Source organism: Neisseria sp. P0014.S009 (assembly GCF_051958155.1).
Classification (GTDB): domain Bacteria; phylum Pseudomonadota; class Gammaproteobacteria; order Burkholderiales; family Neisseriaceae; genus Neisseria; species Neisseria flavescens_C.
This window is the reverse complement of record NZ_JBQCVS010000002.1, coordinates 214,109-236,973: the sequence shown is the minus strand read 5'-3', so window position 1 is coordinate 236,973 and position 22,865 is coordinate 214,109. Positions and strand designations below refer to the sequence as shown.

25 protein-coding genes are annotated in these 22,865 nt (G+C 51.0%); 24 read left to right on the top strand and 1 reads right to left on the bottom strand.

The window, feature by feature from the left end; genetic code table 11:
* Positions 1–133 precede the first annotated feature (133 nt).
* From ACTHS4_RS02840 to ACTHS4_RS02800, 9 genes are all read left to right on the top strand, one after another.
* A complete protein-coding gene (locus ACTHS4_RS02840; protein WP_371508378.1) occupies positions 134–391 on the top strand; it encodes an HNH endonuclease in 258 nt (85 codons plus the stop codon).
* Positions 392–579: 188 nt separating this feature from the next.
* The gene (locus ACTHS4_RS02835; protein WP_440365481.1) at positions 580–1,164 is read left to right on the top strand and encodes a terminase small subunit; all 585 of its coding nucleotides are present in this window, start codon (positions 580–582) and stop codon (positions 1,162–1,164) included.
* 98 nt (positions 1,165–1,262) lie between these two features.
* The gene (locus ACTHS4_RS02830; protein ID WP_440365480.1) at positions 1,263–2,846 is read left to right on the top strand and encodes a terminase large subunit; all 1,584 of its coding nucleotides are present in this window, start codon (positions 1,263–1,265) and stop codon (positions 2,844–2,846) included.
* Positions 2,847–2,854: 8 nt separating this feature from the next.
* Positions 2,855–4,096, top strand: coding sequence for a phage portal protein (locus tag ACTHS4_RS02825; protein ID WP_371508384.1), 1,242 nt, complete (start codon positions 2,855–2,857; stop codon positions 4,094–4,096).
* The gene (locus ACTHS4_RS02820) at positions 4,068–4,913 is read left to right on the top strand and encodes a head maturation protease, ClpP-related (RefSeq protein WP_440365479.1); all 846 of its coding nucleotides are present in this window, start codon (positions 4,068–4,070) and stop codon (positions 4,911–4,913) included. The genes ACTHS4_RS02825 and ACTHS4_RS02820 overlap by 29 nt, the downstream gene beginning before the upstream one ends.
* A gap of 2 nt (positions 4,914–4,915) precedes the next feature.
* Positions 4,916–6,151 (top strand): phage major capsid protein, encoded by a 1,236-nt coding sequence (locus ACTHS4_RS02815; RefSeq protein WP_371508386.1) that lies wholly within the window; start codon positions 4,916–4,918, stop codon positions 6,149–6,151.
* 91 nt (positions 6,152–6,242) lie between these two features.
* The gene (locus ACTHS4_RS02810) at positions 6,243–6,452 is read left to right on the top strand and encodes a hypothetical protein (RefSeq protein WP_440365478.1); all 210 of its coding nucleotides are present in this window, start codon (positions 6,243–6,245) and stop codon (positions 6,450–6,452) included.
* Between the two features lie 2 nt (positions 6,453–6,454).
* Positions 6,455–6,772, top strand: coding sequence for a head-tail connector protein (locus ACTHS4_RS02805; protein ID WP_371508390.1), 318 nt, complete (start codon positions 6,455–6,457; stop codon positions 6,770–6,772).
* Between the two features lie 205 nt (positions 6,773–6,977).
* Positions 6,978–7,199 carry a hypothetical protein gene (locus ACTHS4_RS02800; protein ID WP_371508391.1) on the top strand — a complete coding sequence of 74 codons (222 nt, stop codon included), beginning with the start codon at positions 6,978–6,980 and terminating at the stop codon, positions 7,197–7,199.
* 23 nt (positions 7,200–7,222) lie between these two features.
* Here ACTHS4_RS02800 and ACTHS4_RS02795 read toward each other — a convergent pair whose 3' ends face one another.
* Complete coding sequence (locus ACTHS4_RS02795; protein ID WP_440365477.1) at positions 7,223–8,251, bottom strand: phage antirepressor N-terminal domain-containing protein; 1,029 nt, start codon at positions 8,249–8,251, stop codon at positions 7,223–7,225.
* 338 nt (positions 8,252–8,589) lie between these two features.
* On the opposite strand from ACTHS4_RS02795, the gene ACTHS4_RS02790 reads away from it, so the two are divergent.
* The 15 genes from ACTHS4_RS02790 (at position 8,590) to ACTHS4_RS02720 (ending at position 22,837) form a co-directional block, all read left to right on the top strand.
* Positions 8,590–9,039 (top strand): hypothetical protein, encoded by a 450-nt coding sequence (locus ACTHS4_RS02790; RefSeq protein WP_440365476.1) that lies wholly within the window; start codon positions 8,590–8,592, stop codon positions 9,037–9,039.
* Positions 9,040–9,093: 54 nt separating this feature from the next.
* Positions 9,094–9,426 (top strand): phage head closure protein, encoded by a 333-nt coding sequence (locus ACTHS4_RS02785; protein WP_003681001.1) that lies wholly within the window; start codon positions 9,094–9,096, stop codon positions 9,424–9,426.
* A complete protein-coding gene (locus ACTHS4_RS02780; RefSeq protein ID WP_440365475.1) occupies positions 9,410–9,931 on the top strand; it encodes a hypothetical protein in 522 nt (173 codons plus the stop codon). Before ACTHS4_RS02785 ends, ACTHS4_RS02780 begins: the two co-directional genes overlap by 17 nt.
* The gene (locus ACTHS4_RS02775) at positions 9,912–10,250 is read left to right on the top strand and encodes a hypothetical protein (protein WP_250578879.1); all 339 of its coding nucleotides are present in this window, start codon (positions 9,912–9,914) and stop codon (positions 10,248–10,250) included. The genes ACTHS4_RS02780 and ACTHS4_RS02775 overlap by 20 nt, the downstream gene beginning before the upstream one ends.
* A 67-nt stretch (positions 10,251–10,317) precedes the next feature.
* Positions 10,318–10,962, top strand: a complete 645-nt coding sequence (locus ACTHS4_RS02770) for a phage tail protein (protein WP_371508397.1) — start codon at positions 10,318–10,320, stop codon at positions 10,960–10,962.
* 75 nt (positions 10,963–11,037) lie between these two features.
* Complete coding sequence (locus tag ACTHS4_RS02765; RefSeq protein ID WP_371508399.1) at positions 11,038–11,355, top strand: phage tail assembly chaperone; 318 nt, start codon at positions 11,038–11,040, stop codon at positions 11,353–11,355.
* A 17-nt stretch (positions 11,356–11,372) separates the two neighbouring features.
* A complete protein-coding gene (locus ACTHS4_RS02760) occupies positions 11,373–11,675 on the top strand; it encodes a DUF1799 domain-containing protein (RefSeq protein ID WP_371508401.1) in 303 nt (100 codons plus the stop codon).
* A 217-nt stretch (positions 11,676–11,892) separates the two neighbouring features.
* Positions 11,893–14,877: a phage tail length tape measure family protein gene (locus tag ACTHS4_RS02755; protein ID WP_440365474.1), complete on the top strand. Its 2,985-nt coding sequence runs from the start codon at positions 11,893–11,895 to the stop codon at positions 14,875–14,877.
* A gap of 18 nt (positions 14,878–14,895) precedes the next feature.
* Positions 14,896–15,228: a phage tail protein gene (locus ACTHS4_RS02750; protein WP_371508405.1), complete on the top strand. Its 333-nt coding sequence runs from the start codon at positions 14,896–14,898 to the stop codon at positions 15,226–15,228.
* Positions 15,225–15,947: a phage minor tail protein L gene (locus ACTHS4_RS02745; RefSeq protein WP_371508407.1), complete on the top strand. Its 723-nt coding sequence runs from the start codon at positions 15,225–15,227 to the stop codon at positions 15,945–15,947. Before ACTHS4_RS02750 ends, ACTHS4_RS02745 begins: the two co-directional genes overlap by 4 nt.
* Entirely contained in the window at positions 15,944–16,693 is a 750-nt protein-coding gene (locus ACTHS4_RS02740; RefSeq protein WP_371508408.1) for a C40 family peptidase, read from the top strand. The genes ACTHS4_RS02745 and ACTHS4_RS02740 overlap by 4 nt, the downstream gene beginning before the upstream one ends.
* Positions 16,690–17,481, top strand: a complete 792-nt coding sequence (locus tag ACTHS4_RS02735) for a tail assembly protein (RefSeq protein ID WP_371508410.1) — start codon at positions 16,690–16,692, stop codon at positions 17,479–17,481. The genes ACTHS4_RS02740 and ACTHS4_RS02735 overlap by 4 nt, the downstream gene beginning before the upstream one ends.
* Before the next feature lie 10 nt (positions 17,482–17,491).
* Positions 17,492–20,542 (top strand): host specificity protein J, encoded by a 3,051-nt coding sequence (locus ACTHS4_RS02730; protein WP_440365473.1) that lies wholly within the window; start codon positions 17,492–17,494, stop codon positions 20,540–20,542.
* Positions 20,542–20,886 (top strand): hypothetical protein, encoded by a 345-nt coding sequence (locus tag ACTHS4_RS02725; RefSeq protein WP_371508414.1) that lies wholly within the window; start codon positions 20,542–20,544, stop codon positions 20,884–20,886. The genes ACTHS4_RS02730 and ACTHS4_RS02725 overlap by 1 nt, the downstream gene beginning before the upstream one ends.
* A complete protein-coding gene (locus tag ACTHS4_RS02720; protein WP_371508416.1) occupies positions 20,870–22,837 on the top strand; it encodes a hypothetical protein in 1,968 nt (655 codons plus the stop codon). The genes ACTHS4_RS02725 and ACTHS4_RS02720 overlap by 17 nt, the downstream gene beginning before the upstream one ends.
* Positions 22,838–22,865 lie beyond the last annotated feature (28 nt).

The window sequence follows — 22,865 nt, the reverse complement described above, 5'->3', positions numbered from 1 at the left end:
ATTTTCAGTCAAAAAAAAGCGTGGCAAGGCCGTCTGATTTTTCAGACGGCCTTTTGCGTTTGGAAAGAATTTTATGGGTCGATTAAAACAAGTTGCTTCACGGCTCCGACCTGTTGAGCAAAACAGAATCGCCGTGAAGCAACCGCCAAAGACGGCGGAAAAACGTATGCGCGGTCGTAGCTGGATGAGCCTGCGCGAATCTGTGTTGATTCGTGACCAGTATCAGTGTAGGCAGTGCGGTTGTGTGGTGCTTCCAAAGAATGCCGAGTGTGATCACATCGTTCCGTTAGCGGATGGTGGCAGAGATGAAATGGAAAATCTGCAAACGCTTTGCAAAATCTGTCATGCCGAAAAATCCGCCGGCGAAAATCGTCGGCGCGGATTTGGTTGATAAGGGTGGGGGTGTCAAAAGTTCACAGGGCTTGCCCTCGGAAACCCCCCGCCCTCCCATGTGCAGAATTTTTTCCCCTGTGAAACTGTTAAAGCTACATTTTAACAGCTTGTTTAACATTGAATTTTTAGCATTTTATGCTACAAAAGTCGCCTTTAAAAAGCGGCTTTTTTTATTGGAATTTCACTATGGCAATGAACGAACAAAAGGAATTGTTTGCCAAAGCGAAATTGCGAGGGTTGTCGAACCGAGAGGCTGCGATTGCAGCGGGATATAGCGAAAAGACGGCCAGCGCAAGCGGCAGTCGTTTGGCAAAAGATGTTGATGTTTTGGCGGAAATCGAACGCCTGAAGCTCTTTCAGCCTCCTGAGCCGGTTACTGTTATCGAACCATCTCCGGCGGCGGGAGTTTCGGATGTGCAGCCGGTTCAGGCTGTGCCTGTTTCGGAAAAGCCTACGGAGGCATCGGAAAGTTTGGACAGGATTGCGTTGTCGGCGCGTGAGCGTGCTGTCGTTCGTGGCACTACGATTGAATTGGATGGCGTTTGCTATGACCAAACCGACCCGAAGGACCAGTTGATTTTGTGTTCTTTGGGGGTGATTTCTTTAAATCGGCAGCAGATTGATGCTGCCAAGGCGTTGTTGGGATATTTTCACGGCAAGGTTGCAGATCAGGGCAAAAAGGATGTCGAACGCGAACGCGCCCATGATGTTGCCGGCGGTAAGTTCAGCCCAATGAGGCCGCCTGAGCCGGTGCAGGGTAGATTATGTTGAAAAAAGCTTGGTCAACCGCTTGCCCTGATTGGAAAGAACGAATTATAGGCAGGAAAAGCCTGATTCCGTTTCCTCCGTTGTATCAGGAGCCTGCCGAAATGGCGTTGCGCATTTTCAAGCAGTTGCGCTTGGTGGATGTGCCTGGTGAGCCAATGATGGGCGAAGTCACGCGCGAATGGGTATATGACTTTGTTTCGGCTATTTTTGGCGCATACGACCCTAATTCCGGTGTACGGTTGATTCAGGAGTTTTTCTTGTTGATTAGCAAGAAAAACATGAAATCTACCTTGGCGGCCGGGGTAATGTTGACTGCGCTGATTCTGAATTGGCGGCGTGAAGCTGAATTTTTCATTATCGCCCCTACTGTTGAGGTCGCAAACAATAGCTTTAAGCCTGCGAAAGCGATGATACGGGCCGATGAAGAGCTTTCTGCCTTATTTCAGGTGCAAGACCATACGCGGACGATCACGCACCGAACCACTGGGGCAACGCTGAAGATTCTTGCCGCTGAAAGCGATACCGTTGCCGGTATCAAAGGCACCGGCGTTTTAATCGAGGAGGTTTGGCTGTTTGGAAAACGCTCAAAAGCGGCTGATATGTTTACCGAGGCTAAAGGTGGCTTGGCCAGTCGTCCGGAAGGCTTTGTGATTTACCTCTCGACGATGTCCGATGAGGCACCGGCAGGCGTATTCGCAGACTTACTCAAGCGAGCGCGTGAAGTCCGAGACGGTAAGCGTGTTGATAACCGTATGTTGCCGGTCTTGTATGAGTACCCGCAGGAGATGTTGGATAACGGAACGTACCGTCTGCCTGAAAACTTTTATGTCACGAACCCTAATATTGGAGCTTCGGTTTCAGAAGCTTACCTTATGGGTGAATTTGAAACGGCTAAAGCAGATGGCGAAATCGCGCTTCGTCGGTTTATGGCAAAGCATTTGAATGTGCAGATTGCCTTGTCGCTAACTGCTGATTATTGGCCCGGTGCTGAGTTTTGGGAGGATAGCGGGAAAAATCCCGAAATCGACTTGGATTGGATGCTTCAACACTGCGAGGTCATCGATATTGGCGTTGACGGCGGCGGATTGGATGACTTAATGGGTATTTCTGCCGTTGGCCGTCTGAAAGACAATCCACGGATGTGGGCGGCGTGGTTTCATGCTTGGGCGCATCCGTCGGTGTTGGAGCGGCGCAAGGAAATCGCGCCGGCGTTGTTGGATTTTGTCAAGCATGGCGATTTGACCATCGTCAACCGTATCGGCGATGACAGCGATGAGGTGGCTGGGCTTGTTGCTCGGGTTTATCAGAGCGGTTTGCTGGATAAATGCGGCCTTGACCCGCACGGGGTCGGTGCGATTTTAGACGCGATGTTGGAATATGGCGTTCCGGAAGATGCTGTGGTCGGGGTGTCGCAGGGCTGGAAGCTGGGCGCAGCGATTAAGACGGCGGAGCGCAAGCTGGCAGAGGGCTGTTTTATCCATAGCGGCAGCGCGATGATGAATTGGGTGGTTGGGAATGCCCGTGTCGAGCCGCGTGCCAATGGTATTTTGATTACCAAGCAGGCGAGCGGCTCGGCGAAAATCGACCCGCTGATGGCAATGTTTGATGCGGTGTCGCTTTTGTCGCTAAATCCGACTGCAAAAGGCGCATCGGTTTATGAAACACGCGGAATCAGAATGTTGTGAGATAGGATATGGCGAAAGAAAAGAAAGCCAAAAACAAAAGCCGCCCGCGTGCTGACTCGGGCGGCTTAGTTTTTGAGGGGTTGAATGACCCTGCGTTGTTGGAATTTATCCGTAGCGGTCAAATCGGCGGCGGTGTGGGTATTGATGGGCGAAAGGCTTTGTGCAATGCCGCGCTGTATCGGTGTGTCACGTTAATCAGCCAAAGTATCGGGATGTTGCCGCTGAATGTGCTGCATAACGATGACGGGCGTGAGACTGCTACGGAGCATCCTGTTTGGAAACTGCTGAAACGGCAGCCGAATAAGTTTCAGACGGCCTATGAGTTCAAGAGTTTGATGCAAAGCCATGTTTTGCAATATGGCAATGCCTATGCGCTGATTATCCGTTCACGGGGTCAGGTCATCCAGCTTGTGCCGATTCATCCGAAATCTGTACAGGTGAAGCAGCGTGATGATTGGAGCGTGCATTATGTGGTTACACGAAAAGACGGATGTTTGCTGGATTTTGAAGCGGAAGAGATATTGCACCTGCGAGATTTAACCGACGACGGCTTGGAGGGTATGAGCCGTGTGAAGTTGGCGAAGCGGGCGTTGGGTATTGCTTTTGATGCTGAGGACGCGGCAAGCCGTATTTTCTCGGAAGGTGTAATGGCTGGCGGTTATCTGGCAACAGATAAGGCGTTAAGCGATAAGGCGTACAACCAGCTTCAGGAATCATTACAGAATCGGTATAGCGGTAAGGAGAATGCCGGCCGTTTTATGATTTTGGAGGAAGGACTGAAGGCTGAGAAGTGGGGAAACACTGCTTCTGATGCTCAGCATATTGAAAACCGAAATCATCAAATCGAGGAAATTGCGCGGATGTTTGGTGTTCCGCGCCCGTTGCTGATGATGGATGACACGTCGTGGGGTAGTGGTATCAGTGAATTGGGGGTGTTTTTCCTGAAATACGGACTTCTGCCTTGGTTCACGATGTGGGAGCAGGCATTAACACGATCTCTGCTTACGCCTGCTGAGCAAGACCGCTTGATATTCAAGTTTAATGCCGGTGCGCTGTTGCGCGGCAGCTTGGAGAATCAGGCGGAATTTTTTGCCAAAGCTTTGGGTAGTGGCGGACACGGCGCATGGATGACGCAAAATGAAGTGCGTGAAATTTCCGACCTGCCAAAATCAACAGATAAGTCTGCCGATACTTTGAGGCAGGCGCAACAAGGAAAGAATTATGAGCCTGAAAAAACTGCCGCAGATTAGTGCGTTATCTGCTATGCCGAAATCGCTGTCTTTCGATATGCGCCCTGATGCGGCAAACCGTTGGGACAGCGGTGTCAAGGCGAAAACCGAAACCGACAATGTCATCACGATATACGACCAAATTGGCGAAAGCTTTTGGAGCGAGGGCGTGACGGCCAAGCGCGTTGCTGCTGCACTTCGCGCCATCGGCGATAAAGAGGTCATCGTCAATATCAACAGTCCAGGTGGCGATTACTTCGATGGTATCGCCATCTACAACCTGTTGGCGCAACATCCGGCAAAGGTAACGGTTCAGGTTGTCGGCCTTGCTGCTTCCGCCGCCTCCGTGATTGCGATGGCGGGCGACGAGATTCTGATGGGCGAAGGGTCGTTCCTGATGATACACAACGCATGGAGCCTTGCGATTGGCAACCGGCACGATTTGGCGGGCAGTATTGACACGCTGACGCAGATTGATGACGCGATGGCTGATTTGTATGCCGCCCGTTCGAGCCTGTCGAAGGCGGAAATTGTCGGCATGATGGATCGGGAAAGTTGGATTGGGAAGTCAAAAGCCCTTGAAGATGGTTTTGCCGACGGTGAAATCGATGTGAAGGAAATCGAACAGTCCGGCGACAGTGAGCAGAAGAAGGCGATGGCTTTGATTGAGTCAAGCCTTGCTCAACAGGGATATAGCCGCGCCCAAAGACGCGATGTGTTCAATAACTTATTTCACGGCACGCCACGCGCTGCCGAACCTGCTGTCAAGCCGTGCGCTGGCGGCGATATGAAAACGGCGGAAGCCTTGCAAAATTTAATTCAGACCATGAAAGGTTAAGTATGAAAAAATCAATGATTGTCCGCGGCTTGGTTGCCGCCTTTGCCGATGCCGGCAATACTGCGCCCGATGTTGGCGCGTTGCTCGCAGAATTGAACAATTCCTTTGCTGCATTTAAAGACAGCAAAGAAAAAGAAATTGCTGCGTTGCAGCAAGGCAGTGAAGAAGCTAAAGCAGCCGCCGCCAAAGCCGATGCTGAGATGGCCGGTTTGCGCGCTTCTATCGACGACCTTGCCGTACAGATGGCCGCCGCTCAAATGAACGGCGGTGCCGGTAAGTTGGATAAGGAAGCGCAGGCGGCGGTTGACGCGACTGTGTCGTTCATGAAGTCCGGTGAAGTCCGCGCTGATTTGAAGAAATCTGATGATTCCAACGGCGGCTATTTGGTGCCGAAAGAATGGGATCGCACCATTACCGATAAGCTGCGTGCCGTATCGCCACTGCGTAAGCTGTTTAAGGTTCAGCCGACATCGAAGCCGAAATTCAGCAAACTGTACAATATGCACGGTGCTGGTAGTGGCTGGGTGGGTGAAGAAGATGCCCGCACTAAAACTAATACGCCTACTTTCAAATCTTTGGATTTTGAAACAGGCGAGATTTATGCGAATCCGGCTGCTACTCAGCAAATGTTGGACGACGCCGAAATCAATTTGGAAACCTTCCTTGCAGACGAAGTGAAAACTGAATTTTCTGTTTCCGAAAACAAAGCCTTTATCAGCGGTGACGGTCAGAACGGTAAGCCGACCGGCTTGTTGACCTATGCCGAAGGCGGCACCAATGCAACCAAGCATCCATTGGGCGCGATCAAGGTTGTCAAGACCGGCTTCGAGACGGAGCTTTCTGCGGATTCCATCATTGACTTGGTTTATTCGCTGCCTGCCGAATACTCGCAAGGCGCGGGCTTTATGATGAACCGCAACACGCTTGCCGCCGTCCGCAAACTGAAAGACGGTCAGAACAATTACCTCTGGCAGCCTAGCTATCAGCAAGACCAGCCGTCCACTTTGTGCGGCTATCCGGTTTATGAGGTTGCCGATATGCCTGATGTTGCCGTTAATGCGCTGTGTATCGCTTTCGGCGATTTCAAACGCGCGTATATGATTCTTGACCGCAAGGGTGTGAGCATTCTGCGTGACCCATATACGAATAAGCCGTTCGTTCAGTTCTATACCACTAAACGCGTTGGCGGCGGTGTAGATAATCCGGAAGCCTGCGTGTTGCTGAAAGTAGCGGCTTAATTTGAACAGGCCGTCTGAAAGCGAGCTTCCGCCTGTATGGGTAGCGGCGTTTTAGTTTTCAGGCGGCGTTTTTATTTGAAAAGGAAATGTGATGGCAAAGTTTATTAAATCTTTTTATGGTGTGCCGAACGGTGAGATTTATCCTGTCCGCTACAATGTCGGCGATGAGATTCCGGAAGAATTTTTGGAAGTGGCCGAAAAATTGGGTGCTGTCGAAGTAAGTGGTAAAGGCGATAAAAAACAACGCAGCGATTCCGGTGATGGTCAAGGTGATGACGGCCAAAAAGATAAAACGGAATAGCGATGATTACGTTGGAATTGGTCAAGCTTCATCTTCGTATTGATGGTGAAGATGAAGATGATCTGCTTCGCCTTTATTTAGATGCGGCCACGGCTGACTGTATTGCATATCTGAACCGTCCTTTGTATCGAGATACTGCGGCGGCGAAGGAAGCTGAGGAAAACGGCGAAACGAATGGGGTGGTGCTTAATCCAGCTATTCAGAATGCCGTCCTGATGACTGTCGGCTATTTGTACTCCGTCCGAGAGGATAGTCCTGCCGGATTGCCACGCGCGGCTCGGAGGTTGTTGGAGCCGTATCGAAATTTGCCCGGTGTGTAGCCGGATCCCCTGACGGTTAAGCGTAAACCGTGCCGCCAAAAAACGCTCTTCTGCTTTTTATTCTGATTAGGGATTAATACGGCGTTTCCCGACTTCTTCGAGTGCAGCTAAGGCTTACGGCTGCCGTGTTTGAGTGTGAGCCAAGATAAAAAACCGTCCGAACGGCAGATTTCGGGCGGTTTTTTGATTTTACACATTACATATTATGGAAACTTCAAATAAGAAAGCGGTTTTGGCGTATATCCGAAACAATCCGGGTTGCACGGCGACGGCTGTTGCCAATGAGGTGTTTGGCAAATGGCGTTGGAGCGGCTGGATTTTTGCTCGAAATGATATTGGCGCGCTTTGCGACGAGGGTTTGGTCGGTGAGCGTTTTTTCCGTGGTATCTCTACGTTTTATCCGGTTGAGAAAAAAGAGGCCGTCTGAAATTCAGACGGCCTGTACGGGGCTTACCAGCCGTTTGCCGCATCCGAAATCGTGCAGTGCAGGCGGTTCAGTTCGAGTATGGCCTGTTTGAAGTCGTAGTCGGAAAGGCTTTGGTTTTCCTCGTCGTGGATGAAATTATTCCAAACCTCGTTCAATACCCGCGTCAGGTGGGCGGTTTGCATGAGTGCGTCGCATTTGATCCGTTGCGCCCATTCGTTTTTGCGGTCGGTGGCTTCGCCGTAATACAGCAGCAGGCTGGCGATGTCGGATTCGTAGCGTTGCGCCAGTTCGTCGCGCTGGCGGCGGTCGCGCTTCTCGTCATACATTGGGGCGGCGGGCGCGGCGTTTGCGGGTGCGGGGCGCGGTTTTTTCTCCGCCGCGTCCGGCAGGGCGGGCAGGTTTTCGGCGGGGCGGTCGAAGCTGTAGCGTTCTTCCTTAATCCGTCTTAGGATTACGGGGTGTTTTTCCAAGATGTATTTGGGTAAATCTTTGATGAGTTTTTGTATCAGCGATGAGAGCTGATAGAAGTCCAAATCATGGAGGCGGTTTCCGACCATGCCTCTGATTTTCGCGTCCCAGCTTCCGTAGGTATCGACGAAGGAGCTGGTCGATGCGCCTTGAATCGCGTTCAGGATGCTGTGCATTTCTGCCCGGGTTGCCAAAATATCGGCATTTGCCGGCGCAGGCAGCTTGATGGTTTGTTTCGGTTGGTTGAAGTGGTTGTTGAGTACGCGGAAGCATTCGCGTTGGTAAGTGAGCAGGCGTTCGCGGATTTCGGGTTTTACGCGGTTGGCGTCCACGCCGAAAAGCCAGCCGTTGAGGTAGTCTAGTGGCAGACAGAGCATTTCACGCTTTTTGCCGTCTTCTGCAACTATGGTCATCATGACCATAGTTGAATTTAAGATTTCGCTGCGTTGGATTTTTTTATGTTGTGAAACCCAATCCAAGCCGATATTTTCAACGATCGGCTTCATGGCGACGTAGTGTTGGTTGTTTTGGGAAAAAACGGATACGGTTTGGCCGTGGAAAGAGATGTTTTGAACTTGGTTCATGATGAAGTTTCCTTTGCTATACATTCGAAGTTGCCCGAAAAGGGCGGTCGGGAGGTTCGAAAACCCTAGCAAATGGGCCGTGCTTATTCCCCGCTGAAAGCGGGTCTTGTATTCGCAGCCCTCCCGACCATAGGAAACTTCGGTGGTATCAAAACAAACAATAAAGGAAACCAAAGAATCTGATGGACGTAAAAAATTCACGCTGACGGGGTGAATGCCGTTTGCTAAGAGGTTTTCGACGCCTCGTGAATCGGAATGTAAGACAGAAAGAAAATACTTGTCAAGAAATTTACAAAAAGATAACATTGTTACTCATTTTGCAAATAAGTGAGTTTAAAATGAAAAAACAAATATTGTTAGTTGCAATGGCTGTGGTGCTTGCGGGTTGTGCGACTGAACCAGTTAGGAAGCAGACTGTATCTGGTAAGGCGGAGGCGGAATATAACCAGCCGTTAGCTGTTGTTAAGTCGGCAGCGGTGGTTTTTTGTAATAATTCCGGCGGCACTTTGGATCAGGAAACTGAAAGAATGGTTGTTTGCTCCCGTGAAAAAACAGATGGGGAGGGACTGATGTTTCAGGCGTTAATGGGAAATTCGTACTCGACGACACCATTGATAAAAATTAAATTTACATTTACTGAAAAAGATGGAGTAACGAAAGTTTGGGCGAGCCAGTCTATGGAAACCCAAATGGCAATGGGGCAGTTGAAAAAAATTGAATTAAACGGTGGGAAAGCGGTAAACCGTACGCAGTATATTTTGGATCATGAGTTACCTAAATATTTTTAATAGTTAATTATCAGGCCGTCTGAATATTCAGACGGCCTTTGTTTTGAGGTGTGTATGAATGCTGGGCAGTTGCGTCACCGTGTGGAGATTCTCCAACGGGTGAAGGAAAAGGACAAGTCGGGTGCGACGGTGTCTGTTTGGCGGCCTTTGGCTAAATTGTGGGCTGATGTGCGCCATGTGTCCGGTTCGGAGACGATGCGGAATGATGTGTTGACGGCTTCGGTACGCGCTTCTGTGCGGATTCGCTGGCGAACGGGTATTTCTGCGGATATGCGCGTCAAGACTGAGAATGGGATTTATGTGATTCGCGCGGTCATTCCTGATTTGCGCCGGCGTGAATTTTTGGATTTGACCTGTGAGAGCCTGCCTGATGAAAGTGGAAATTGATGCGGATTTTTCCGATGCGATTGCGCGGTTTGACAGTTTGCCGGAGGCGGTCGGCGATCGCTTGCGGTGGGCGGCGTTTAAAGGCGTGGAATTGTTGCGTGATGAGGTCAAGATTCAGGCTCCACGCAGTCACAAACGCCATTATTTTTACAGTAAGGGCAGCCGAAATGCAGATGGCAGCAAGAGGCGTTATACCTTTGAACCGGGCGATTTGAGAGGCTCGGTTTTTGCTTTTTACGATAAATCGGAATCGGTTGACGGCCGTCGCGCTGTGTATCAGGTCGGTTGGCGTGATAGAGAGGGCAGCCGTGGCCGGTATGAGGGCGGTTCGCTTAAGGCCGTCCCCTACGGCTATATGGTGCATAACGGCGTTCGCCGTAAAAACGGTAAGTCTATTGCCGGTCGTCCGTTTGTGTCTATCGCCTTGCAGATTCAGGAGGCGAAGATGGAAGCGGCGATGTTGAATGCGGTTTTGGAGGTGGTCAATGGACAGCTTACTGATTAGGGCCATCAATCAGGCTGTGCCTGATGTTGATGTGTACCATGACTTCGCGCCGGAAGAGGCTGAGTTTCCGTTGGTGATTGTGCAGCGCGTTGGTGGTGCCGGTAATTTGTTTATCGACCCGATGGAAGAAGACGGCTATGAGGTGCGGTTTTCTGTTTCGGTGTGGGATGTTGACAGGCTGAGCGCGGTTGCGAAGAGTATTGAGATTGAAAAGTCGGTCTTGTCTTCGCTTGAAGCTTATGCTGTGTCGGCGGCTGAGTCGGTTGTTTTGGATGATGACCGGCGCGGTATGGTGCAAGATTTTGTGATTACCGCTTAGGTTGCGGTTTGATGGCGGCTGTCTGTTTCAGACGGCCTTTTTATTTGGTATTTTTTGAGGTTTTATTATGGCTGTTACTTTGGCAAATGGCTCGATTGTGCAGATTGCAACTGGGCTGGCAGCAGAGAAGAAAATCACGGCAATTTCCAATGCGGAAGAGGCTGTGGCGACTTGTGCTGCGCATGGTTTGGTGAATGGCGACTATGTTGCCATCGTTTCGGGTTGGGGCGGTTTGAATGAGCGCGTGTTCCGTGTGACAAGCGTTGATGCAAACAGTTTCAAGCTCGATGGTATTGATACGCGCGATTTGAATAAATATCCTGCCGGCTCGGGCGCAGGCTCTTGCCAAAAGGTTATCTCTTGGCAACAAATTACGCAGATTATGGAGCTGTCGTCTGAGGGCGGTGAGCAGCAATTTTACGAGTACGGCTTCTTGGAAGAAGACGTCGACCGTAAGATTCCGACAACTCAGTCTGCCAGTTCGATGACTTTCAAAATTGCCGACGACCCGAACTTGCCAGGCTATAAGGCTGCGAAAGCGGCAAGCGACAGCGGCAAGCTGACTCCGTTGCGCATTGTGCTGAAGAATAAATCCGTGGTCGTTTACAACGGCTATGTGAGCATGAGCGCTATGCCGACTGTGGTGCGTAACGAAATCATGACGGCGAATATGACGTATTCGCTGGCAGGTTTGTTTAACCGCTACTTTTGATTTTATGGTTTCTTTCTCTTTGGGTTGAGTGTTTGCCGTCCGTTTTCGGACGGCTTTTTTTATAGGAAAAAAGTAATGTCTAAATTGAAATTGGCTCATGCCGCTACGTTTAAAACTGAAGTAAAAATCCCTGTTCCTGCCGGCGAGTATTTGGCTGTTGAGTTTGAGTTTGTGTGGAAAAACCGCCCTGCGTTGGTGGAATTGGGCGACAAACTCAAAGACAGTTCTGTCAGCGATTCTGAAATTGTTTTGGACATCGTCAAGTCTTGGGGCTTCGATGATGAGCTGAATGCTGAGAATATTTCTTACCTGTTGAACGAATATCCCCAGTCCGGCGTGGCAATTATTGATGCCTATTATTTGGCCTATGACGGTGCACGCGAAAAAAACTAATTGCCGCCGTCCGTGCGATGTTTTCGGACGATGAGAAGACGGTATCTGCGTTGAGCCTTTTCGGGTTTGACGATTCCGATGTCTTGTCTGATGAGGTGGAAGTGTGGCCGAACAATTGGGAGGCGGTGCAGTTGTTTTTGGCGGTATCCGGGCAGTGGCGAGTCAACATGGCGGGAGCCTACGCGTTAGATTACAACGCCGTTGATGTTGCCATGGATATGATGGGTATCAAAAAACGCCGCCGAAAAAAGTTGTTTGGTTTTTTGCGCGTGATGGAACGCGAGGCTTTGTCGATAATGGGTGAAAAGAAGGATGGCTGAAAATACGATTAAGGCTGGGTTGGATGTCACCGAAATTGAGTATGGTGCGAAGAAGGCAGGAGTCGCGCTGCGCAATATCGGCAAGGCGGCGAAGGAAGCCGGTAAGGAATCGGCGGCAGGCGCGGCGGCGGTAGCGGCCGGGTATGATAAGGCTGGCAAAGAGGCCGAACGGCTGACCAAGAAGCAGGAGCGTGCGACTCAGTCGATTATTAATTCTGTGCAGCGCGAAATCGCAGTGCGTGAAGCCGGTGGCCGTGGTACGGCTGCTTATTATGAGACGTTGGCGCGGCAACGCGGCGCGGATGTGGCCAAAATCCGTGAGGTGACGAAATCTCTGAAGCAGCAGGAGAATCAGCTTAAGCTGAACAATATTACTGTTGGCCAATACAACAGCGCAATGCGTATGGTTCCGGCGCAATTCACGGATATTATTACGCAGTTGGCCGGCGGTCAGAATCCGTTTATGGTCGCTTTGCAACAAGGCGGTCAGCTCCGTGATTCGTTCGGCGGCTTCGGCAATATGTTCAAGGGATTGGCGGCAAGCATCAATCCTGCGACGGTGGCTCTTGGCGGATTGATTGCCGGATTGGGGGCTGTCGGTAAGGCGTATTACGACGGATCGGAGGAATCGCAACGGTTTTCTGCGGCTGTTATTCTTGCCGGTGGTAGCGCCGGCGCATCGGCCGGTAAGCTGCTGTCGGTTGCCGATTCTGTCGGTAATGCGACGGGCGGATGGTCTGAGGCTCGCTCGGCGATATTGGCTTTTGTGGAGAGCGGCTCGGTAGCGGCTGAAAACTATGGTCGGTTTGCTGAGTCTGTGGTCTTGCAGTCTAAGGCTACGGGCAAGAGCGTGGAGGATTTGGCGCGCGTCTATGAGGAAATCGCAGACGATCCGTTGAAGGCCGTCGTCAAGTTTTCGCGCGTGTACCAAACGCTGAATGCAGATGTCTATGAGCAGGCGCGGGCTTTGATTGAGCAAGGCAGACAGCAGGAAGCTGTGGCTTTGGTGCAGAGTAAGTTCTCGGACGAATCTCAGAAGATGTCTGAGCGTGTTTTGGAGAATCTGGGCGCGATTGAGCGCGGCTGGAATGCGGTTAAGAAGGCAGCTTCGGAAGCCTGGGAGGATATGAAGTCCATCGGGCGGGAGGCTACGCTGGAAAGCCGGTTGGCTGAAAAGCGGCTGTTTCTGCAGCAAATTCCTGAAAATCCGTACACGCAGCCGCAGGTTGACGCGGCGAAGCGCGAAATTGATTTGTTGGAAAAGCAAATCAAGATGCGTGATGAGGCGCAGAAGCAGGCCGCCGCTATCCGAAAGGAGCAGGCTGATTCGGTCAGTGCTGCCGCTAATTTCGACCGTCTGAGAGACCAGACTCAGAGTAAGGCTGAGAGATTTGCGCGCGAAGAACAGTTCTGGCAGGAAGAGCTTAATAAACTTAGGAAGCATGGCAGTAAGCAACAGATTGCCGATGCGGAAAAGTACCTTGCTCAGTTGCGTCAGCAGCACAAAGCAGAATTGGCGGCTGAAAAGGCGCGTGAGGCTAAGAAATCATCGAGGTCGTCCGGGGATAAAAATTTATTTCCGACTACTTCTGCCGGTCTGCGTTTAAAGCCCGGTGCTGAGGCAGGTGGTCGTGCGTTTGGCGGTACTTATGCTGCGATGCACGCGATGCAGCAGTTTTTGGGCAATAAACTGGTTCGATTTGGTGCGGTAAACGACAAATACCATATTGGGAAAAATAGTTTTCACAATAAGGGTTTGGCATTTGACATGACTCCTAATCTGTCTTTGAAGAGTGAAGACAAGGCGAAGGTTGCGCGGCAGATTAAGCAATACTTTGAGTCTTTGGGCTTCAAAGACGGCAAAGACTTTAATGTGAAATTTGAAGTCGGCGGGCAGGTCAACAAGAATGGCACGAAATCGACGGCTGACCATTGGCATTTTAATTGGCGGTCTCAAGAGGCGGCGGCACGTTTTGCCGGCGGTGTTGGCGGCCAAGCTAAGGCGATGGCCCGCTCCGGTTTGTTTGCTGAGGCGAGAGAGCGTAAGCCTGAGCTGACCGGCTATCAGAAATGGGAGCAGGAGTTCGGGAAACGCCAGCTCGCTGCGAGTGCTGAGCTGTCGTTGTCTGCTGCGAATCTGAATAAAACCTACGCGGAACAGTTGCGGTTGCTGTCTGACCCAACCTTTGAGAAATGGTCGGCCTCTGAGCGTCAGGCGGCTATGGATTCGGCGGTCAAGGCTGACAATCAGGCTCAGTTGACGAAAGATGCGAAGAAATACGCGGATGCGCTGCGCGAACTTGAGACGGCAGGGCAGCGTGATTTCGACGACCAGTTGTTTGAGTTGTCGTTGCTGGGTAAGTCGCGTGAGGAGGTTGAGCGGCTGACTGCTGCGCGGAAGTACGACAAGCTGATTGCTGAGGCTATTGCTTCGGGTGCTAGTGCTGATGTCATTAAGAGGTTGCAGACTGCCAAGCTTGATAATGACGGCCGCCTGCAAGAGCGGTTGCGCTTGGAGAAAGAAACCAAGGATGCGTTTGATAACAATTGGCTGGCGGGTATTTCGGACGGCATGCGGAATTATTCGGATTCGTTCAAGTCGATGCGCGAAAGTATGTCTGATGCTGTGTCGGGGTCGCTCGGTAAGATGTCTGATGCGTTAGCTGATTTCGTGGCAACGGGCAAGGCTGATTTTCGCAGTTTGGCTGTGTCTATCCTGCAAGATTTGTCGAAGATGCTGATTAAGATGGCGTTGTTCAACGCGATGAAGGCGGCGATGAGTGCTTGGGGTGGTGGCGGATTCAAAGACGGCGGTGTTGTGCAGCAATTCTCCAACGGCGGTGCTGTTTGGGGGGCTGGTACGGCGACGAGCGACAGTATCCCTGCGTTGCTGTCTAATGGCGAGTTCGTTATTAATGCGGCTTCGACCCGCCGTCATCGTGCTTTGTTGGAGGCTATCAATAAAAACCGCTACGCTTCGGGCGGAGTGGTCGGCGTTGCGCCGCAGGTCGCTGCTTTGGGCGGCGGTACGGGTGGCATGACGGTAAACATTACGATTAATCGTGATGGGTCTTCTGATTCGTCGGTTGATGGTGATGTTGAGATGGCGAAGCAACTGGGCGCGGCTCTGCCTGCGATGATTGAAAATTGGTATGTCAATAATGTGGCACGGGTCGGCGGTCGTTATCACAGCAGCCGTTGATTCGGTCTAAGAGGTTTTATGGCTAAGGTTTTTAAGTGGCAGGTTACGTCGGAAAGTACGGCGAAACACTCGTTTAATGTTCGGACGGTCAAGTTTGGCAATGGGTATGAGCAGCGGCAGAAATTGACGCTGAAACCAAAAATGCAGACTTGGCAGATTCGTATTGCGGGTAAAAAGCCTTTGATTAGCGAAATCAAAGGCTTTTTTGATTCGTGTGGCGGGGTGGAGCCGTTTTACTGGACGCCGCCCGGTAGTGAGCGTTTGTTGGTCAAGGTTGTCGAGTACACGGAAACTCCGAAGGGCGGCAAGGTGTATGAGCTGTCGGCGGAATTTGAAGAGGTGATGGCATGAATGCGCGAATGAAGGCGATGTCGGGAACGATGCTCAAGGCGTTGTCGGCTACGCAGCAGGATGCGTTGGTTGAGATGTGGGAGGTGGATTTCCGCGCTTTGGGCGGGGAAGTTTTCCGTTTCTGCAATCAGGTAAACGAACTGAATCAGGCAGTCGTTTGGAAGGGGCAGGAATATACGCCATGCCCTATTTCTGCCGAAGGCTTTGAAACGACTTCGCAGGGGGCGGGCAACCGTCCGACGCTGACGGTTTCAAACCTGCTCGGGTTTGTGACCGGCGCGGCTGACCAGTATAACCAATTGGTCGGGGTGGATGTCGTCCGTCGTCTGACGTATGCGAAGTTTTTGGATGCGGCGAACTTTAAAGACGGCAATCCGACCGCCGATCCGAATCAGGAAATTATCGGGAAGTACGTCATTGAGCAGATGACGAGTCTGACGGCGGAATGGGCGGTCTTTGAACTTGCTGCGCCGTCTGAATCGGACGGCTCGGTCATCCCGTCGCGTATTATGATGGCGAATACCTGTATTTGGCAGTATCGCGGCGAGGGCTGCGGTTATGCGGGTCGTGCGGTTGCCGACCGTTTGGATATGCCGACGGATGATATTAAAAAGGATGCTTGCAGTGGGACCTTGACGGGCTGTCGGGCGCGGTTTGGTGCGACGGCTGTGTTGCCGTTTGGCGGGTTTCCGAGTGCGGATAAGGTGGGTGGGGCATGATTGAGATTTCGGACGAAATACAAGATTTGATTTTTTGGTTTGCTGACGGGTACGCGCCGCAGGAAATGTGTGGTGCGATTGCGGATATTCATGATAAGGGTCGGCGTTTTTTTGCCATAGACAATATTGCCGAAAACCCAGAAGAAACTTTTGAGATGAATCCGAAAGGTTGGCAGGCGTTGGCGGCAGACGGCGAAATCGTCGCGGTTGTCCACTCTCATCCAAACGGTGAGCCGTTCTTATCGGGAGCTGACCGTCAGATGCAGATTCAGACGGGTTTGCCGTGGATTTTGGCAGTTGGCGGTCGTCTAAAGCAGTTCCGCTGTTGTCCGCATTTGCGTGGCCGTGTGTTTGAGTACGGCAAGGCTGATTGCGGGGCATTGATTCGTGATGCGTTTATGTTGATGGGGATTGATTTGCCCGATCACACGCGCGGCGATATTGATGATGATGCTGAGCATGAGTATTTGCGCAAACATTTCGAGCGTGTCGGGTTTGTCCGTGTTTCAGACGGCCTTCGCGGCGGGGATGTGATTTTGACCAGTTATGGCGGTCATGCGAACCACGCGGCTTTGTATTTGGGCGATGGGCAAATCTTGCATCATGCTTATAACCAGTTGAGCCGGCGAGAGCCGTTTAATCAGTGGTGGTCTGAGCGTGTGCATAGCGTTTGGCGACTCCATGAATTTGAGCCTGAAATGTTGCAGGCGGTCGAAAATGATTTGCTGCATTCGGTGGATTTATGATTACGGTGTGTTTGTACGGCGGTTTGCGCGAATGCGGCCGCCGTTTTGATTTGCAGGTTGCCAGCCCTGCTGAGGCGGTTCACGCGCTGACGGTGCAGATTCCAGCGTTGCGGCAAAAGCTGCGGCAGGGGTTTTATCAGGTGCGTTTCGGTCGGCGCGATTGGTCTGAGGGCGAATTGAAAAGCGGATTCGGTCAGCCTGCCGAGGGTGTGCTGCATATTGTGCCGCGCGTTCAAGGCGCGGGCAAAAACGGCGGAATCATTCAGACGGTTTTAGGCGCGGCGCTGATTGTTGTCGGTGCGCTGACGAGTTGGTCGGGCGGTGCGAGCCTTGTTGTGGCGGGTGTCGGTATGGTTGCTGGCGGCGTGGCTCAAATGCTGACTAAGCCGCCGAAATTTGAACAGGGAAAAGGCGTTGAAAGCAGCCGGAACAGCTCGTTCTCGAATCTGAGCAATACGGCGGCTCAAGGGCAGTCGATGCCGCTTGCCTATGGCCGTATTTATTGCGGCAGCCGCGTGGTGTCGCAGGGTATCGAATCTCGGCGGATTGAGGGCAACAGTACGGCGGCAAACGGCAACAGCGTCGTCCGTATGGTTTTTGATGCGGCGAAAATTAAAAATCCTAATGGCAATTCCGACCCGATGGCGGTGGATTTGACTTTGGGCATGAAGAAAACTTTTGTGACTGGCGTTGCGGCAACGGCGCCGAACGGTCAGAAATATAACACTGATTTTGAAAACGACTCCGTCCGCGCGATGAATTACGAGGCGGTTTATACGGTAGATTGAGGATTTTGGAATGGGCGGTAAATCAGGTGGCGGCGCATCTACGCCGTATGAAGCTCCGAATACGTTGAATTCGGCGCAGTCTTTGCGGATTATCGATGCGATTTGTGAAGGCGAAATCAGGGGTTTCGCCAATGGCAACGATAAGCCGTGGAAGTCTGTCTATTTTGATGATACGCCCGTTCAGAATCCTGACGGGTCTTTTAATTTTAAGGGCGTGGTCGGCTTCTTTCAGCGCGGTACGCCCGATCAAACTTATATTCCGGGCTTTGATGCTTCGGAGCGTGCCGTGCCTGTGTCGGTCGAGGTCAAAAACCGCGCGCAGGTGGTGCGGGCGGTGTCTGATGAGTTGGTCAGCCGCCTGCGGGTAACGGTCGGTGTCGAGCGAAATTACCGCGTCGAAGAAAATGGCGATACGAATCCGGCTCAAACGGCTATGGTTGTCGAAGTTATTGACAATAAGGGTGTTCATGCGTCTAAGACGGTTGAATTTACTGAAAAATCAAGCGGTATATATTATCAGGATGTGTTGTTTGAAAATTTGCCGTCTGCACCGTTCAATATCCGTGTATCCCGGGCTACGCCTGATAGTAATACTGACAAGGTAGTCAATAAAACGTATTTCGCCAGCTATGTCGAGATTATCGATGCGAAATTGAGTTATCCGCATACGGCTTTGGCGGCGTTGGCGATGGATTCCGACCAGTTTGGCAGCAATAACCCGCGCCGAAATTATCTGATTGACGGGATGTTGGTCAATGTCCCGTCTAATTACGACCCTGATAAACGGACTTATTCGGGTACGGTTTGGGACGGCTCGTTTAAAAAGGCTTGGACTAACAACCCGGCTTGGGTTTTTTATGATGTGTTGACGCAGCCGCGTTATTCCACGTTGGCACGTCGTCTGAAATCTGCTGATATTGATAAATGGACGCTGTATCAGATCGGCAAATACTGCGATGAGTTGGTCGATGACGGCTTCGGCGGCAAGGAGCCGCGTTTTGTTTGTAATGCCTATATTACCAATCGGCGTCAGGCGGGTGAGTTCCTGCTGGATTTGGCGAGCGTGTTCCGCGGGCTGCCTGTTTGGGATGGCAGCCGTTTTTCTTTGGTGATGGACGCGGATTCCGACCCGGTTGCCATTTACAACAACAGCAATGTCAAAGACGGGCTGTTTGCGTATTCGGGCGTTCCGTACAAGTCGATTACGACGGCGGTCATCGTGCAGTATGTGGACAAATACGACGGGTACCGAACGAAAACGGAATACGTCGAAGACCAGCAGGCAATCAAGCGTTATGGTCTGAATATCAAGCAAATCACGGCGTTTGGCTGCGATTCTCGCGGTCAGGCAGCGCGATACGGCGCGTGGATGCTGGAAACGGAGTTGCGGCAACAGTCGGCAATCAAGTTTACCGTCGGTCGTGAGGGTTTGCGCCATTTGCCGTATGACGTTGTTCAAATCATGGACAACGATTATGCGGGCGCGGAAGTGTCTGGGCGTTTGGTTGCTGTTTCGGGCTTGTCGGTAACGCTTGACCGCGATGTCGAAGATGCGGTCGGTAAGCAGTTGTCTGTCGAGACGGCGGTGGGTATCAAGTCGCTGAAAGTGATGGCGCAGCCTGAGAAAAACCGCTTGGAGCTTGCTGAGGTTGTCGATTCGGCGGCTGGCGGCGTTTGGGTATTAATTGGACGCGTCAAACCACGCCTGTATCGGGTTATCGGGACGAAAGAAAACGCCGCCGACGGTACTTTTGAGGTTTCGGGTATTTTGCACGACCCGAAAAAATACGCCGCGGTCGATAACCGCGCGCGGTTTGATACAGATGTTACGACGCTTCACGGAGCCGTCCCGAAACTGTCTTTGCCTGATGTGAAGTCGGACGGAGATAAGTTGTTAATTTCGTGGGATAACTTAACTGCTGACGGCGGCGTTTTATCTTATGATATTAAGATTTACCGCAATAATAAGCTGTACCGTCATATTCCTGATGCTCAGACGGCTGATCTTTCGCTGCAAAACCTGCCAAATGGTCAGTATCGCGCGGAAATTCGCGGGCGGAATGCGCGCGGGGTGTTGTCTTCTCCGATTGAGAAAGGTTGGAGTGTTGATTACACGGTAAGCGGTGTTCGGACAACGGCGAAGATGAACGCGGTGCAGCTTGATTGGTATCTGCCCGATACGGTCATGAAGAATGTGTCGTCTGAAATTTGGTATGCGCGGGAAAATAATTTTGAAGTCGCAACAAAATTGGCGACGGTTGCGTATCCGCAAACGACCTACACGCTTGCAGGTGTTTCGGTAACGGACGCTTTTTATTTTTGGGTGCGTATTGTCGATAATGCCGGTAATGCGGGGGAGTTTTCCGCCGCTGTGGCGGGTCGTTCCGACCCCGACCCTGCTCCGATTTTGGCGCAGATGCGTGGTCGCATCACTCAAGACGAGCTGTCGCGTGATTTGTTTGCTTTGGTCAATCAGCCTAAAGGTTTGGGCGAGGCAGACCGTCGGGCAATTTCCGAGCAGGTCAAGCAGGAAGTCAAGGCGCTGAAAATTGACACGGCCGTTGTAACCGAAGTTAAAAAGGTCGTCAGTGACTTGGAAGGCAATATGAAGAGCCTGTATTCGTTGCAGACTCAGGCATTCGGCAACGGACGACGGGCGATTTCCGGTATTGCGGTAGGTGCGGACAGCAAGACTGCCGAAGGTCATATCATGATGATGGCCGATAAGGTTATGTTTGTCGATCCGAACAGCAATCAGATCGTGCCTGCGATGGTTGTGGATGTGAAAAACGGACGGTCAACGCTTGGTCTGAATGGCGATTTGATTGCAGACGGTACGATTCACGGTCGGCATATTGCGGCAAGTCAGACGATTCAATCGCCGACGATTGTTGCGGGTACGTTGCGGATGGGGACGTTCAGCGTCAATCCGAATGGAGATTTTCAATCGTCTTCTGCGGCAGGTGGCGGGAGTGTGGTAATGAACCAGCATGGTTTTGTTGCCCGCGATTCGTCAGGCGGATTGCGGATTTTGTTGGGCTATCGCCCGGGATTGTGGTAATGGATTACGGACTTTTTTGTTTTGACAGCGATGGGCGGCAAATTGATTTGAATCTGGAATCTTCGTTGGTTGTTGAAGGTGTTTTGTATCTTGGCAATTCTGAGACGGGCATGGTTCCGATTGATATGCTGTTCCCTCGTCGTCATTTTTTTAAGGGTATTTTCCTGATGCCGCAATCTCATTTCAATGCTCCGCCGGAGGTGGAGCATTTATCTCCGCTTTATATTAAAAATGGGATGCTGTGTTGGGCGCATAATTTTTATCATTCCCGCTTCTGGCCTGATATTTATTTTGGCGGTGGGGCATTTGCTGGTCGGAATTTTTTGTATGGCTATTTCAACTGATGATTGGGGTTTGTCGATTTACAACGACAACGGCGTTGATTTGTGTAATTACGGGGTATTCGTTCCGAGATATATAGGTCGTCTGAAATTGAGATATCCGTTTAACCAGGGGACTCACCCATCTTTGTTGCGGATTGTTGCTGAAGATGGGCGGGAGTTGGCGATTGATGATGCCAGTAAAAATTTGCCGTTTAGTCATCATCTCGGTCGTTCTATTTCTATCCGACCCATGAATTTGAATAATCCGGTTGGTAATATTTCTAATCCGGGCTATTACAATTCGCTGAATCGGGGCATTCGTTTTTTGCTGCCGCTGTACAGTGATCAATGGTTTTTTGAGGGTGCAAAAGGTATTGTTCCGTCGGTAATACACGGCTGGGGCAACGGCTACGACCGTGAAAAATGGGAAATGGCTGAATTAATGTGCAATGCGCTCAAATCGGGTGGTGATATTCAAAATGCGGCGTTGTTGAGGAAGAAGATGCAGGGTGTGTTGACTGAGGAGGAGCAGCGGAATTTTGTATTACGCAGTTTGCAGTCCGGTCGTAATCCTGTGTCGGGAATGCCTGTAACTATGTCCTTTCGGAGTACTGCAACCGTTGAGCATGAGCATAGCGGATATAGCAATGTGTCACTTGGCGCGGGATTTATGGTCGTTGAAATGACGGGTGGAACGGAGCTTGAAATCTTTTTCTACGAAACCGCAGGTTTGCCGTATCAGTATTTGTGTCGATGTTCGACGGTGCATGTGTTTGAAGAGTTTGGGTTGGATATGTACAACCCTTCGTCGCCGTTACTAAATTATGTAATGGCGACAGGTGATAGCTCGGCAACTGCGGAGACTTTCGGTTTGCCTGCTCGTCCGTCAAATCTGATTACTGGTCAGGTGGAGCGGGCGCGATGGTTCTTTACTTCGCGCGTCGATAAAAGGCAGCCGCGTGAAAGCTTGGCGAACGTTGTTGCGACTTTATCCAGCGGTGAAGATGCCGCCTTAAGGGATAGGGTTACAACCTATTTGGAAGGCAGCCCGAAATTAAAGCTAAAGTACGAGCAATACAGTAGCAGCATGAAGCCTTTGAAATTGCTTGGGAGTATCAATCCTGATGCAAGCAGCGTGCAAAAGATGCCGTCTGGTGATGGTTATAAATATGTTGTCACCGGCGGGTATCTGTTTAATCGGGTTTGCCAGCCTGTTGGTATTTTGGGCTACGAGTCAGCCGAATATCTGCTCGGTCAGAAAATTGATCCAGGTATGAGTGCGGGTGTTCATAGTCTTTGGTCGGCTTCCGGTATTCGGACGCCGGCACCTACGCCTGATGATGTCTTTCGATGGAATCTGAGCAATATACCTCGTTATCAGCCGATTTTGAACTATAAATATTCGGATTATTTAAAAGACGCATGGGATGGTGATCCGCGTTTTAATTTATCGAAATGGCAGTCGTTCAAGGTTGGGCTGTTATCGGCGTTCAATGGTCGGATGGCGGAAAATTTGGCGGCATCTTACAAGCAGTACAATAAGATGCTCGAAGTGTCAAAGGTAGTGCGTGGCGGGGATATTGTTTTTTACAGCAAAGCTAACCCTGTTTCTGAGACTCAGTATTATCAAGATCAGATTCAGAATGCGGAAGATGCCTTGGCGAAAGAGTTGCAGACTGAATCTTTGGCTCGAAGCAATGCCGCCGCCGCATGGTATGAGCAAATGGGAAATGAATGGGCGCAACGGCAGGAAAAAGAGTTTAATGACGCTTTTGCCCTGATGAATCAGTTGGGAAATCTTTTGAATATTAATACCAGTAGATACGGAAATGCTACGTTTTGGGGTGGTTGTGGGTATCGTCATTCTGATACGTCGTTGCAGATTTTGGTGCCGGTGGCGTTAAATAATAGTGAAACAACCCGAAAAGCTGCGCCGGAAAATTGGTTAATGTGCCAATCGCCTAATTTTTAATGTTTGCCGTCTAATTATTTTTAGACGG

Coding starts and splice junctions, on each gene's coding strand:
- ACTHS4_RS02835 (WP_440365481.1), top strand. CDS start 580: ATGGCAATGAACGAACAAAAGGAATTGTTTGCCAAAGCGAAATTGCGA.
- ACTHS4_RS02830 (WP_440365480.1), top strand. CDS start 1,263: ATGGCGTTGCGCATTTTCAAGCAGTTGCGCTTGGTGGATGTGCCTGGT.
- ACTHS4_RS02825 (WP_371508384.1), top strand. CDS start 2,855: ATGGCGAAAGAAAAGAAAGCCAAAAACAAAAGCCGCCCGCGTGCTGAC.
- ACTHS4_RS02820 (WP_440365479.1), top strand. CDS start 4,068: ATGAGCCTGAAAAAACTGCCGCAGATTAGTGCGTTATCTGCTATGCCG.
- ACTHS4_RS02815 (WP_371508386.1), top strand. CDS start 4,916: ATGAAAAAATCAATGATTGTCCGCGGCTTGGTTGCCGCCTTTGCCGAT.
- ACTHS4_RS02810 (WP_440365478.1), top strand. CDS start 6,243: ATGGCAAAGTTTATTAAATCTTTTTATGGTGTGCCGAACGGTGAGATT.
- ACTHS4_RS02805 (WP_371508390.1), top strand. CDS start 6,455: ATGATTACGTTGGAATTGGTCAAGCTTCATCTTCGTATTGATGGTGAA.
- ACTHS4_RS02800 (WP_371508391.1), top strand. CDS start 6,978: ATGGAAACTTCAAATAAGAAAGCGGTTTTGGCGTATATCCGAAACAAT.
- ACTHS4_RS02795 (WP_440365477.1), bottom strand. CDS start 8,251: ATGAACCAAGTTCAAAACATCTCTTTCCACGGCCAAACCGTATCCGTT.
- ACTHS4_RS02790 (WP_440365476.1), top strand. CDS start 8,590: ATGAAAAAACAAATATTGTTAGTTGCAATGGCTGTGGTGCTTGCGGGT.
- ACTHS4_RS02785 (WP_003681001.1), top strand. CDS start 9,094: ATGAATGCTGGGCAGTTGCGTCACCGTGTGGAGATTCTCCAACGGGTG.
- ACTHS4_RS02780 (WP_440365475.1), top strand. CDS start 9,410: ATGAAAGTGGAAATTGATGCGGATTTTTCCGATGCGATTGCGCGGTTT.
- ACTHS4_RS02775 (WP_250578879.1), top strand. CDS start 9,912: ATGGACAGCTTACTGATTAGGGCCATCAATCAGGCTGTGCCTGATGTT.
- ACTHS4_RS02770 (WP_371508397.1), top strand. CDS start 10,318: ATGGCTGTTACTTTGGCAAATGGCTCGATTGTGCAGATTGCAACTGGG.
- ACTHS4_RS02765 (WP_371508399.1), top strand. CDS start 11,038: ATGTCTAAATTGAAATTGGCTCATGCCGCTACGTTTAAAACTGAAGTA.
- ACTHS4_RS02760 (WP_371508401.1), top strand. CDS start 11,373: ATGTTTTCGGACGATGAGAAGACGGTATCTGCGTTGAGCCTTTTCGGG.
- ACTHS4_RS02750 (WP_371508405.1), top strand. CDS start 14,896: ATGGCTAAGGTTTTTAAGTGGCAGGTTACGTCGGAAAGTACGGCGAAA.
- ACTHS4_RS02745 (WP_371508407.1), top strand. CDS start 15,225: ATGAATGCGCGAATGAAGGCGATGTCGGGAACGATGCTCAAGGCGTTG.
- ACTHS4_RS02740 (WP_371508408.1), top strand. CDS start 15,944: ATGATTGAGATTTCGGACGAAATACAAGATTTGATTTTTTGGTTTGCT.
- ACTHS4_RS02735 (WP_371508410.1), top strand. CDS start 16,690: ATGATTACGGTGTGTTTGTACGGCGGTTTGCGCGAATGCGGCCGCCGT.
- ACTHS4_RS02730 (WP_440365473.1), top strand. CDS start 17,492: ATGGGCGGTAAATCAGGTGGCGGCGCATCTACGCCGTATGAAGCTCCG.
- ACTHS4_RS02725 (WP_371508414.1), top strand. CDS start 20,542: ATGGATTACGGACTTTTTTGTTTTGACAGCGATGGGCGGCAAATTGAT.
- ACTHS4_RS02720 (WP_371508416.1), top strand. CDS start 20,870: ATGGCTATTTCAACTGATGATTGGGGTTTGTCGATTTACAACGACAAC.